At 49.0% G+C, this 13,799-nt stretch carries 7 protein-coding genes; 5 read left to right on the top strand and 2 right to left on the bottom strand.

Annotated elements, in window-relative coordinates; all coding sequences use genetic code 11:
* Positions 1-15: 15 nt before the first annotated feature.
* The 4 genes from HQ865_RS12765 to HQ865_RS12750 all read left to right on the top strand — a co-directional run bounded on the left by HQ865_RS12765 (position 16) and on the right by HQ865_RS12750 (position 8,084).
* On the top strand, positions 16-1,683 hold the full coding sequence (locus tag HQ865_RS12765; RefSeq protein WP_173415265.1) for a RagB/SusD family nutrient uptake outer membrane protein: 1,668 nt from the start codon (positions 16-18) through the stop codon (positions 1,681-1,683).
* A gap of 97 nt (positions 1,684-1,780) precedes the next feature.
* Positions 1,781-3,001: an acyltransferase family protein gene (locus tag HQ865_RS12760; protein ID WP_173415264.1), complete on the top strand. Its 1,221-nt coding sequence runs from the start codon at positions 1,781-1,783 to the stop codon at positions 2,999-3,001.
* A 23-nt stretch (positions 3,002-3,024) separates the two neighbouring features.
* Complete coding sequence (locus HQ865_RS12755) at positions 3,025-5,226, top strand: alpha-N-acetylglucosaminidase (protein WP_173415263.1); 2,202 nt, start codon at positions 3,025-3,027, stop codon at positions 5,224-5,226.
* A gap of 140 nt (positions 5,227-5,366) precedes the next feature.
* A complete protein-coding gene (locus tag HQ865_RS12750) occupies positions 5,367-8,084 on the top strand; it encodes a glycoside hydrolase family 127 protein (RefSeq protein WP_173415262.1) in 2,718 nt (905 codons plus the stop codon).
* A 255-nt stretch (positions 8,085-8,339) separates the two neighbouring features.
* On the opposite strand, the gene HQ865_RS12745 is transcribed toward HQ865_RS12750, so the two are convergent.
* Positions 8,340-11,225: a glycoside hydrolase family 38 N-terminal domain-containing protein gene (locus tag HQ865_RS12745; protein WP_173415261.1), complete on the bottom strand. Its 2,886-nt coding sequence runs from the start codon at positions 11,223-11,225 to the stop codon at positions 8,340-8,342.
* Positions 11,226-11,335: 110 nt separating this feature from the next.
* Here HQ865_RS12745 and HQ865_RS12740 point away from each other — a divergent pair, with 110 nt between their 5' ends.
* A complete protein-coding gene (locus HQ865_RS12740) occupies positions 11,336-12,862 on the top strand; it encodes an IS1182 family transposase (RefSeq protein WP_173414705.1) in 1,527 nt (508 codons plus the stop codon).
* Between the two features lie 166 nt (positions 12,863-13,028).
* On the opposite strand, the gene HQ865_RS12735 is transcribed toward HQ865_RS12740, so the two are convergent.
* On the bottom strand, positions 13,029-13,796 hold the full coding sequence (locus HQ865_RS12735; protein ID WP_173415260.1) for a DUF3823 domain-containing protein: 768 nt from the start codon (positions 13,794-13,796) through the stop codon (positions 13,029-13,031).
* Between the last annotated feature and the right edge of the window lie 3 nt (positions 13,797-13,799).

Here is a 13,799-nt window from a genome sequence, read left to right as displayed (position 1 = left end):
AAGAAATTGAAAGACATGAAAAAGATATTTTTTGGAATAGTGAGCATGCTTGCGCTGGTCGCTATTTTCTCAGCCTGTCATAAAATAGACACGCCGCCTACGGCCGAGCTTACGCCTGATGTTTATCCGCAAACAGCGGCACAGCTTACATCGGCATCGGGCCCTATTTATATTAGTTTACGCAGCGATTTCGCGGTTACCTATTGGTTCCTGCAAAGCTGCTCGAGCGATGAAGCTGTACTGCCTATCTTCGCTACGGATTGGATAGACGGTAACAAATACCTTGAACTGCACCGCCACACCTGGACAAAAGACAATGCCTGGGTAGCTTCGGGCTGGACTTATATGACCAATATGATCGGTACCGCTAACCAAACCATTTCGGTTATAAAAGCCTCGGCACCTGCCGGTGATGCCAAGAATACCAGTTTGGCCGAGTTAAAAACCATGCGCGCGCTGGCCTACTTCATGATGATGGATTGCTATGGTAACGTACCGTTGGATACCTTATACGGCGCTACCGACCTGAAAACCAATACGCCGCGCGCTAAGGTTTTCACTTATATTGAAAGTGAACTAAAGGCTGCTATTCCTTACCTGAAAACGGCCAGTTCGGCAACTTATGGCCTGCCAACCAAATATTTGGCTTATTCTATATTGGCTAAAATGTACCTGAATGCAGCCATTTATACCGGCACTGCCCGCTACGACGATTGTATAGCCGCCTGCGATCAGATCATCAACTCGGGGCTGTATGCTATTGAGCCGGCGAGTACCTATTTGCAAATGTTTTACCCAACGAACGGGCCATCGCAAAAAGAATTTGTATTCGCCATTCCGTTTGATGCCTCGACTACTAACGGTTATATGTTTTATGCCCGTTACGATCTGAACCGTAACCAGGGGATCCGTTACCTGTACTCGGGTTCTACACCGGGCGGCATAACCGACCCGATAATGAACCAAAGCAGCGGCAGCGGCCTTAACAACGTAAAACCAAGCGGCCCGCGTATGACTACTACCGAGTTTTACGCTTACTTTAACGACCCCAACGACGTGCGTAACAAGCAATGGTTAACCGGCCCGCAATACTGGCAGGATGGTACACCAATTATGGTGAACACCACCAACTTAGGTTATAACCAGTTTTACACCGGCGGCAGCCCATCGGCATCATACACCTACCAGTTGAACCTTACACCGCTGGGCACATCACGCCTGGGCGCTACATCGTACGACTTGGGGAAGGATGAAATTGCCTGGAACACCGGTTACCGCAACATCAAGTTCCTGCCCGATTATACCAATACCATCAGCCGTAACCAAAATAACGATGTACCGGTATTCCGTTACTCAGATATTGTGCTGATGAAAGCAGAGGCTATCTTCAGGGGTGGCGCGCCTACTTTAGGTGCTACCGCTTTATCGCTGGTAAATTCGGTACGCTCAAACCGTACCACTTCGGCGGCACTAACAGCGCTTACTATCGATGATATTTATGCCGAGCGTTGCCGCGAGTTTACCTGGGAAACCTGGCACCGTAACGATATGATCCGTTTTGGTAAATTCGAGAATACCTACGGTTTAGGTAAAACCAATACCGATACCTATCGCCGTATATTCCCGATACCAAGTACAGCTATGGCCGTAAACTCGGCCCTGGTGCAAAACCCGGGTTATTAACTGGCCTTAATATGCCGTATAAAAAACCTCCGGACGAAGCACTTTCTCCGGAGGTTTTTATTAATATACCTATCTTGTTACTTACATTGCTTTACACATGCGTATTATACCTGTAGCTTCACCAGAGGTCCCCGCAAAGAAAAACCCGCGATTGGCATCGCTTGATGCCCTGCGCGGGTTCGATATGTTTTGGATCATCAGCGGCGAAGAGATATTTCATGGTTTGGCCAATACCGTAAAAGATAAATACGGCCTGGCCCGCAACCCAATCAACTGGCGTATCGCTACCGATGACCGCCTCAACTTTGGCGAACAGATATTGGTGGGTATCAGCAACCAGCTGCACCACTCGCCCTGGAATGGCTTTACTTTTTACGACCTGATATTCCCGCTGTTTATTTTCATTTCCGGGATATCTATGGCTTTCTCTTATGGTACCAACCCATCACACGCTGATGCAACCACTAAGAAAAAACGATACACCCAACTGGTAAAGCGCACCATTTGGCTCATCTTGCTGGGCATGGTGGTGAATGGCCTGTTCAGATTTCAGAGTTACGAACAAACCCGTTTTGCCAGCGTACTGGGGCGTATCGGTTTGGCCTGCTTTTTCGCGGCCATCATCTACCTCAACACTTCGCTGCGCGGACAGATCATCTGGTTTACGTGTATCCTTGCGGGATATTGGCTGCTGATGACCATGATCATAGTACCCGGTCACGGCGCCGGCGTATTAACGCCCGAAGGTAATTTGGCATCGTATATCGATCAGCATCTGTTGCCCGGCAAATTGCACCGTAAAGTTTATGATCCCGAGGGGCTGTTATCCACCATCCCGGCTATTGCTACGGCTATGCTTGGCTTGTTCACCGGCAGGTTCCTGCGTTGGGAAACGGCTAAATTGAAGCCGATGAAAAAAATGTATGTAATGGCAGGGGCATCGGTGATGCTGATCTTATTGGGCCTGGCCTGGGATATGGTTTTCCCCATCAATAAAACCATGTGGACAAGTTCGTTCGTGCTATATGCAGGCGGATGGAGTTTGCTGCTGTTTGCCGTTTTTTATGGTTTGGCCGATGTAGCAGGATACCAAAAATGGTGCGTACCCATGGTTTGGATAGGTACCAACTCTATCCTGATATATGTTGCGGTGCACGGCCTGATCGGCTTCGAAGCTACAGCACAATATTTGCTGGGTGGTTTGATAACCCGGTTAAGTGCAGCATGGCAGCATGCCATCGTGTGGACGGGGGTTTTAGCTATCCAACTCCTGCTGCTGCGCTTCGTTTATATCCGCAAATTGTTCCTTAAATTATAATTTTGCTACCTATACTTTTATCTATGAAACAAAAAAGCATCCTGCTTACATTCATATACCTACTGTTGGCTTTTGGCGGGTCTGCACAATCGGTAGTACAATCGTCAAAAGCGCTCATCGCACGGGTTATCCCACAGCATGTGCGGTTCTTCGAGGTAGAAAGCATCCCCAACAAAGGCTGCGGTGTATTTGAACTGGAAAGCCGCGGTAATAAGATCGTACTGCGCGGCAGCGATGGTGTGGCCATTGCATCGGCCCTGTATTATTACCTTACCGAATATGCTCATTGCCAGGTAACCTGGAACGGCACCAACCTTAACCTGCCCGCGGTATTGCCAAAGGTAAAAGGCAAGGTACGCAAGGAAACGCCATACCAATATCGATACTACCTGAACTATTGCACCTTTAACTATAGCATGAGCTGGTGGGATTGGAACCGCTGGGAAAAAGAGATAGACTGGATGGCCCTGCACGGCATCAACATGCCGCTGGCCATTACCGGCGAAGAGTATACCTGGTACCTGGTGTATAAGGATATGGGCTTTACCGCTGCCGATCTGAAAGGTTTCTTTACCGGGCCGTCGTATTTCTCGTGGTTTTGGATGGGTAATATGGATGGCTGGGGCGGCCCGCTGCCGTTGCATTGGATGCAAAGCCATATGGAACTGCAAAAAAAGATCCTGGCCCGTCAGCGTGCATTGGGGATGAAACCTGTGCTGCCCGCTTTTACCGGCCACGTACCGGCAGCTTTTAAAAGCAAATTTCCCGATGCTAAGTTAAAGACCACCAACTGGAAGAACGGTTTTGCCGATACCTATATCCTTGATGCCGAAGATCCGATGTTCGCGCAGATAGGCAAAAAGTTCCTGCAAAAGCAAACGCAATTGCTGGGTACCGATCACCTGTATTCGGCTGATACTTTTAACGAGAATGAACCGCCATCGGACGAGCCTGCTTATTTAAGCCGCCTGAGTGCAGGGGTGTACGATGCCATGCATAAGGCCGATACAGCCGCCGTTTGGGTAATGCAGGGCTGGCTGTTTTATAGCGACCGCAAGTTTTGGAAAGAAGCACAGACCGAAGCCCTGCTGAAAGCCGTGCCCGATAATAAAATGATCATCCTTGACCTGGCTACCGAGATAGAGCCGGTATGGAAACGTACCAGTGCCTTTTACGGCAAGCCATGGATCTGGAACATGCTGAACAACTTCGGCGCCAACACCAACCTGTTCGGCCGGATGGATGCGGTGGCTGCCGAACCATCGGCGGCTTTGCACCATCCGCAAAGCGGGCAAATGAAGGGTATTGGCCTTACGATGGAAGGTATTGAGCAAAACCCGGTACTTTATGAGTTACTGACCGATAATACCTGGCGCAATGAACCGATAAATGTAGATACCTGGCTGCCTCAATATGTGCTGAACCGTTATGGTAAAAAGAACGCGCAGGCGCTAAAGGCGTGGGAGATACTGCATCGCACAGTATATTCGGTACCAAAAGATAAGTATATCCGCGATGGTGCCGAATCTATCATTCAGGGCCGGCCAACTTTAGATAGTATGACCCGCTGGGCAAAAACCAAACTGAACTACAATGCGAAAGACCTGCTGCCCGCCTGGCAAGCCTTAATAAACGCCGCGCCAGCCCTGCAAAACAGCGACGGCTACCGTTTTGACCTGGTTGACGTTACCCGGCAGGTATTGGCCAATTATGCCCTGCCTTTGCAACGAAAGATCGTAACAGCTTATCAGCAAAAGGATATGGCAGCATTTAAAAAGTACAGCGCCGGGTTTATCGACCTGATTACTGATATGGACAAGCTTTTGGCTACACGACAGGATTTCCTGTTAGGCAAATGGGTAGCCGATGCCCGTAGCTGGGGAAAAACGGAAAGTGAAAAGGCCCTGTACGAAATGAACGCCAAAGACCTGATCACCCTGTGGGGCGATAAAGAATGCCCGCTGAACGAATATGCCTGCAGGCAATGGAGCGGCCTGATGAACGATTTTTATAAACCCCGCTGGCAGCAGTTTTTTACCGCGATGGAATTAGATATAGCCGGTAAAAAGCCGTTGGACAGAGCAGCTTTTGAAAAGCAGATAAAAAATTGGGAATGGCAATGGGTAAACAAACGCAAAGATTACCCGGTAATGCCACAGGGCGACGCCGTTGCTGAGGCTAAACGGCTTTATAAAAAGTACTGGAACAAAACCACACTGCTTTGATATAGCATAGGCCCGGTAGGCGATTGATATATGCTTCGGTAAAATATCTGTTAAAAATACATTTATTATTGCGTGGTATATTTATTCCGTTAACTTTACTTTTAATTATTAACCGACTATTTAGCCACCCCGGTATCATCATGAAAAAAGCAATTTGTTTAGCCTTGTTGTTGGCTTCGGCCTGCACCTCTGTTTTCGCGCAGCAAAATACGCCTAACCTGGCGGTAATAGCCACCGCATCGGGCAATGGTGATTACGAACGTTTAAGTGATGGCCGCATGCCGGTCAACACCCGTAATACACCTGGCAATAATCCCCGCAGGGTGCAATATGTGGGTAAGCAATGGGTACAGTACGAGTGGAAGCAACCCATTGAAACCAAACAGGTAGCGCTTTACTGGCATAATCAAAACTTAAACCTGCGCCTGCCGCTGGCTTACCGCATACAATATTGGGATGGCAAGGCTTTCGTGCCGGTTAACAATGCATTGGGCCTGGGGCTGGATAACGATAAGTTAAGCACCACCACCTTCGACGCGGTAAAAACCAGTAAGCTACGCCTCGAAGTAGACTCGGCCGACAGGCAGATCAACTCGCTGCAGGAATGGATCGTATATCAAATGCCTAACGTAGATGGGTACCCGCCGGTAATAGCCGCTGTTCCGGATAGGGATGTGATGTTGAATGGTAAAACTTACCTGTACGCTAATGTGAGATCAACAACACCTTTAAAAACTAATAAATGGGTAAAGGTATCCGGCCCGGGCGCGGTTACGTTCAGTAACGATGCGGAAAAAGATGGCTCGGCCACTTTTTCGGCTCCCGGCGATTACCAGCTCAGCTATACCGCGGGGAATGGCGCTTATAGTTCATCGTCATTATTCAAAGTAAAAGTGGTTACGCCGCCGCCAGCCAGGCGACTGGATGTGGTATACACCCGCCGCTATAAAATAGACAGCAAACTGTGGAACGATAGGGCCAAGGCCATGATCGTTAACTGGATTCCATTCTGCATCGATCAATGCGAGCGCACCGACCTGACTACCGGTCAGGGTGGTTTGGATAACTTTATTGAAGCGGCTAAAGCCCTGCGTGGCGAACCGCATGCCAAACACATCGGTTATGTATTCTCGAATGCATGGGTACATCAAACTGTCGAGGCCATGAGCGAGGCGCTGATGGTTGACCCGCAGGGCGATAAGGAAATGATTGCCGCGCAGGAAAAAATGCGTAAAACGCTGGATAGGTGGATCCCCATTATCCTGGCTGCACAGGAACCTGATGGTTACCTGCAAACCGCCTATACGTTGCGTGATACCAGCCGCTGGCATAAGCGCTGGAGCCCGGAGGGCCGTGGTAATCACGAAGGATACACCGCCGGTTATTTTATCGAATCGGCCATTAACCATTATACCCTTACTGAAGGCAAGGATAAGCGCCTGTACAATGCCGCCAAAAAACTGGCCGATTGCTGGGTGACTAACATCGGGCCTGATAAGATCCACTGGTACGATGGCCACCAGGAAATGGAGCAGGCGCTGGTTCGCTTCGGCCGTTTTGTGAATGATATGGAGGGGCCTAAGAGCCATGGCGATAGCTATATTAAACTGGCCAAGTTCCTGCTGGATAACCGTAAGGGAGGCAGTGAGTACGATCAGAGCCATGTGCCGGTACAACAACAATACGAAGCCGTAGGCCACGCGGTAAGGGCAACTTATACCTATTCGGGCATGGCTGACGTGGCTGCCGAGACAGGGGATGTGGATTACCAAAGCGCCGTAATGTCTATCTGGGATAATATGGTGAACAAAAAATACTATATCACCGGTGGTATCGGCAGCGGCGAAACATCCGAAGGATTTGGCGGTAATTTCTCGCTGGGTAACGATGCTTATTGTGAGTCGTGCTCAAGCTGCGGGCTCATCTTCTTCGAATATAAAATGAACCTGGCCTACCATGATGCCAGGTACGCCGATCTGTACGAAGAGACGATGTACAACGCCTTGTTAGGTTCGCTCGATCTGCCCGGCAAAAACTTCCTGTATACCAACGCGCTGTCAACATCACAGGCGCGTTATGAGTGGCACGTATGTCCTTGCTGTGTGGGCAATATCCCGCGCACGCTGTTAATGATGCCCACCTGGACCTACGTTCGTGGCGATAACGGCCTGTATGTAAACCTGTTTGTAGGCAGCACCATTAAAGTTGATAAAATTGCCGGTACCAATGTGGAGATGATCCAAAAAACAGATTACCCGTGGAATGGTAAGGTAACCATGCTTGTAAATCCAGTTCAAAGCAAGGAGTTTACCGTTTATGTACGCGTGCCAAACCGTACCACCAGTACGCTGTACACCCCAACGCCACAGGTGAACGGCCTGAAATCGATCAGCGTAAATGGTAAGGCCATATCACCAAAAATCGTTAACGGATACGCCATTGTGCGACGCGTTTGGAAAAAAGGCGACCGCATTGACCTGGAACTCCCGATGGAAGTGCAACGCGTTACTGCTGACACCCGCATAGCCGCCGATAACGGTAAAGTAGCACTGCGCTACGGCCCAATGCTGTATAATGTGGAATCGGCCGATCAGCAGAGTATCGATAAAACCATCAGCAACAAGCCGCTGACCGTACAATGGAAGCCCGATTTTCTGCACGGCGTAATGATCATTAACGGCACCTGGAGCGACGGTACACCGCTAACGGCTATCCCTAACTATGCCCGCCTTAACCGGGTACCGACGACTGCTACACCACAATCAACCTATATAGCCATACCGCCAACCCGCCCCAACGAACCGCCTAAATATGTAGAGCGCGACCCGGTTAGTACGGTTTGGATAAAGGATAAGTAGCAACTAAACCGTCATTCTGAGCGATATAATCCCGGCGACCTCTAATGGTTTTTATGACATGCTGATGAAAGCCCCCTCTAAATCTCCCCCAAAGGGGGAGACTTTGGAACCCTCTCCTCTGGAGAGGGCAGGGTGAGGCTTCAGCGGAAAAACAAACATGTCATGGGTAGCGATAGCGAAGAACCCCAAACTGTGCAGAGTTGCTCTGCTGATCGGGGATCGTTCGCTATCGCTCACGATGACGTTATGGTAGGTTTATTTCTCAAAATAATAACTCAGCGCCCCATAAGGCAAAACCTCCTCATTGCCGGTAGCAGCTTTCAGCGGCTTCTCATCAGCCATACAACTAAATAATTTACGCGGCTTGCCATCAGGCCAGCTCAGCATTACTTTTTCTGCTTTGCCTGATACCGAACGTAACCGCAGTACCATGCCTTTACCATCATCACTCTGTTTTAAAACAGATATAAATACATTCGGGTTGCCTATCTTGACCGGGGTATTCACTACTGGCGATCTATCAACAGGAATAGCTATCAAAGGCCGGTTTTGTTCCAGGCCGAAACGATTGGCTGTGGTGGCATCATAAGCACCATGGGGAAGCAGGCCGTAATGCATGGTCATCACGCCGCCTTGTTCTAAGGGGAAATTGGTACCCCAGTGATTGTTGAGCACCCAGGAGAACAGGGTTTGGCTTTTATCCAGATGCTTGTACCAATTTTGACTACCATGCGCGCCGCCGCGCAGGTTAACCGACATATTGCCGATCTCCACCAGTGGCGCTTCGATGGCCGTCCAGGTAATGCCGTTCGTACTGTTGGATATATCGGCCCAGTGCTGTATGCTCAGCCAGCTGCGGTTGCCGGCGGGTAACTGGTCAGCTTCGGGGATCATTACGCCCCATGGGATATCCAAACGCATGGTACCATCCGGTATATCAAAAGCAAAACCGAAATGAATACCTTCTTTGGTTTGGGTGCTGATCTTATCAAACGAATTAATGATATCCAGCCAGGGTTGCCCTGCTACCACACGTATTTCCCGGTTTAGCCAGTTTACGCCCGGTGCTTCGGATATGATCAGTATTGATGTTACCAGCGGGCCGTTTTCTTTGATCTGGATTTTGATATTCTTAGGCTTCCCCGCCTTATCCGCGCTATCCGAACCTAACAAATAGCGATAACTGTTCAGGTTATAGTCCGATGACTTGTCCACGTATTCATGACCGGTGGTTTCATCAATAAAACTGCTGATGTCGCCTGTTTTGCTATCAATAGCTACCGAAATCAGGTTGTTGCTAATGGTATTACCATGCATTAAATTCCCCGCCAGTTTAGCCGGAGCCCCTTGCGCTATGGTATACGTTTTTGAACCTAATGCCGGTATCTTATTACTTAAAAATACCAATTGACCGTTGCTTAGTTTTTGCGATGGTACCTCCTTGCCTGTATCGTCCAGCACGCGGTCGCCGTTTTGGCTTTGTTCCGGGTTGAGTGTGATCAAGCCGCTTCTGTCCCAGGATAGCGTATTGAAGATAGCCACCTTATTGGTAGATATTTTGGAGATTGGGTTGAAGGTTGCTTTCAGCAGGTCCTTGCTGCTTTTGTAGGCATTCTCAAAAAATCTGGCTTTAGTTTGTTCTATTTGTTTGGCCAAGGCTGCTTTCGGGTCCTGGTAGCCCCAGGTGTGCTCGGCACCCAGCAGGCTGTTTTGCCATGCGGTATCTATGGCTTTACGCGGGACAGGGCGGTTAGGGTTGAGCATGCTCCAGGCGGTCTCTACCTGTACTAAATTTTCCTTTGCTACGCGATATTCGCTGATGCGCCTCGCATCCGAACCCAATCCGTCGGTCCAGTATTCGCTGTAATCGCCTTTTATTTGGGGCAGGATGTTGCCATAGCGTTTCTCGTAATCGTCCATAATGCGCTGCGAGCCAGAGATGATCACTTTCGGATAAGCATATTTTTCGTTCCATAACTTCACGGCATCGGGCAGGTCGGCATCTATCAGGGCGTTATCGGCTAAGGCCCACGGCAGCACAAAGATATCGTAGGGGAGACGTTCGCGTTCCAGTTGCGCAGTCTCGTCAAATATCAGTGGATCGATAAAATTTTCGGTAGGATGACCGGTAGTGATGCGGTCTAATGCCGGGTTATGGCCCTGCACTTTGCCCAAACCGATTTTAGATCCTTTGATGTTATAGCCAAAACCGTAGGGCAGGGCCTGTAGAAAAAACACTTTCGATTTCCCATTGGGCGCTACCCAGTAAAAAGGGCGGTGCTCCCAGGGGCGACGCACCGTACCGATGTTGGGATACAGGAACACCCCGTGGATACCATTTTGATAAGCCGCCTGCGTTACACCCCAGGATATGCCGGCCACGTCCATCTGCACCATGGTTTTAATGGATGTGCCGGTTGTTTTTTCGATCTGGTACTTGCTATGGAAAAGGCGCAATAGTTCCTCATCGCTGCAAGTGCTGGTGTTGATATTGCCGTAATCGCCGTCAAGGCTTATCCAGCCCTTTTTTACAGCATCTATAAAAACCTTCCGTTTTTCAGGGGACGCTTCCTTCAGGTAGTTTTCGGTTACCCAATCGGCTTCGGGGTTCCATACAAAGCGGGAACCTGCGGGGTAGTTCTGCGTTTTGCGGGCGATATCCATAGCCACATCAATATTGCGCATATGTAGTTTGCGCACAAATTCCTGCGTGTTGGTGTAGCCGATATCCACGTGCGAATGCGGGTAAACGTACACCGTCCACTGCCTTTGCACGGGCACCATTACCGTTTGATAAAGCCCGTTGGTTTTGGTGATGACCGCAATGCGCGCCTGGCATTCAGTTTTAACACCGGCGCCGTCAGGTAACAGCAGGGCAAGGCTGTCCATGCCGCTTATATTATCAATATGGTTTTCTTCTTTAATGCCATTGCATTCTAACCTGATCGTTGCCGGCCCGTTTAGTTTGGCACCTTTAAAAAGCAGGGTGATCTCCCGGCCGGGTTTACCATCCTTGCGATGCTTGTACCAGGGGCGGATCTTGCAGGTGAATGATGCCGTAGTTTGACCCATCGCGCCGTTTATAATAACAATAAATAAAAGAAATAACGTGCCGGAAAACACCTGTTTTGCAGATCTCATAGGATATAGATAAAGAGGTAAATGATGAAAAGAGAATAAAAAACAAGAGGCTGTCTCAAAAGCGAGGCAGCCTCTTTGTTTTTGAGCGTAATTTTCAGTAACTTAAAGGCATGGGAGGAAAAGTAGTCTTTAAGGAATATGATCCTGACCAGTTAACCTTTTTACCGTATAAACTGGAGGAACTGGTACCGCAGGGTCATCCGGTACGTATTGTATCGAAGGTGGTCGATCAGGTAGATGTTAAACCGATTAACCGCAAGTATAAAGGCGGCGGGGCATCCAGCTTTCATCCGCGGCTGATGCTCAAGCTGCTGATCTACGGTTATCTGACCAACACGTATTCTTCACGGAAGTTGGAAGACCAGGCCGCGCAGAATGTACATTTCATGTGGCTTTTAGGCATGAAAAAGCCTGATCACAATACCATCAACCGTTTCCGGAGCGAGAAGCTGTCGGGTGTTTTAAAGGAGATCTTCTCACAGATCGTATTGTTATTACAGCAGGAAGGTATCGTCTCGCTGAAAGAAGCTGTTTTTACCGATGGTACCAAGATCGAATCGGTAGCGAACAAGTACACTTTTGTATGGGGCAAAAGCATTAAGAACAGCAAGGAGAAGATGAAAGCCCAATTGGATGAACTGTGGAGTTATGCGCAAACCATCGCTGCCGAAGAACTTAAAGACACCGCACCGCTGGAATACAGCGAGATCAACCCGGAAAAAGTAAAAGAAACGATCTCAAAGATCAACGCCGCCCTGGACGATAAGGAAGATGTCGATAAGAAAGTAAGGCAGAAGCTGAACTATGCCAAAAAGCACTGGCCGGAGAACCTGGCCCGGTATGACGAGCAGGAAAAGCTGTTAGGCGGTCGCAACAGCTTTTCGAAGACCGACCCGGGTGCCACCTTCATGCGGATGAAAGAAGACCCTATGCTGAACGGGCAGCTTAAACCCGGATACAATCTGCAGATCTCCACCCAGGAGCAGTTCATCTTGAACTATAGCCTGCACCAAACCACAACCGATTACCAGACCCTTCCATCACACATCGAACAATACGAAACTTTATATCATGCACTTCCAAAAGCGGTAGTGGCCGATGCGGGCTACGGTTCGGACGAGAACTATGGCGTATTACAGCAAAAAGGCATTGAAGCTTATATCAAATACAACACGTTCGACCAGGAACAAAATAAAGGCATCAAAGCATTCGGTAATGACAGTTTGCACTATAATGAACAGGAAGATTACCTGGTATGTCCGATGGGACAACACATGCAGCATATCGGCACCGGGCAGCGGGTCACCACATCCGGCTATGTGCAACTGATCAGCCGCTATCAGGCGCAGAATTGTGAAAACTGCCCCATGCGGGGCGTTTGTCACCAAGCAGCCGGTAACCGCGTGGTGGAGATCAACCACAGCCTTAGAATACACAAGCAGATAGCGAAAGAAAGATTGAATACCGAACAGGGCATCAAATACCGAAAGCGACGGCCCGCAGATGTCGAACCGGTGTTCGCCAACCTGAAGCATAATCACGGCTTCAGGCGATTCCTGCTGAAGGGAATGTCCAAAACCGAGGTCGAAATAGGGTTATTATCCATCGCACATAACCTCAGAAAGTGGAAAGCCTGATAAAAAAGGCTTTTTATCCGATAAAAACACCTGAACCAACTCAAAAAAATCGAAAGCAGGCTGATACAGTCCCGCTTTCCTAATAACTCATCTAAATCGGCATCAACGAAAAAACCGCCTCATAATTGACTTATGAGACGGCCTCTTTTTATTTGCGTTTTATAAATTACGGAACAACAACCTTCCTTACGTCGGTATAGTTGTATTGCTTTAAGTTGTAACTGGTGCGGGCGCCAACACGGATGTAATAATCACGTGCAGTTGATAATACACCTGCTGGTAATACACCGTTACCTGTGGTTAGGGTAATGGTGGTGCCATTGGCTACGGCAGCGTTAAGATCGCCGGTGTATTTGCCGGTTTTGGCTGCATCGTTAATATTATTGCCCACATACTGGCTCGAGTTAACAAACAACCAGATCTCGGTTACAGCCTGCTGAAACAGGGCGTTAGCGGTGCCGCGCGTTACCTTAACCTGTACCGAAAGCGTACCATCGGCATTAATTACCGGCTGGCCAACCCAGGCTAAACGCAGTAAGGGCTCTACGCTAAAATTTACCGTAGTGGTACCGCCGTCAACATTCACAGTTTGGGTTTGATCTACAGCCGGTGTGGTTTGCACCATCGGTACAAAAGGGCCTTCGGCAGTCATTTTATAGGTAGCTTTAAATATTTTGGTATTGATATAAGTACCATCCTGGTGTACGCCCAAATATTGCGCGGTAGGATTGGCACTCCAGCTGCTTTCCAGCAACTTAATGCGGGTGCTGTTGGCGCCATCGCCAATTTCGCCTTGTATGGGCAGGCCGGTGCCGCTGTCGGTTACAGTTCCCTGCAGGGTCTGATCGGGACCGGCATAGTTATCTACCTTGGTACACGAGCTTGCGGCAATTATAGCCAGGCCCAATGCTATCGTATTTATTAATCGTTTCATCGC

It is taken from the genome of Mucilaginibacter mali (assembly GCF_013283875.1).
Lineage (GTDB): Bacteria > Bacteroidota > Bacteroidia > Sphingobacteriales > Sphingobacteriaceae > Mucilaginibacter > Mucilaginibacter mali.
Note: the sequence above shows the minus strand (reverse complement) of the source record. Positions and strands in the feature narration are given on the sequence as shown.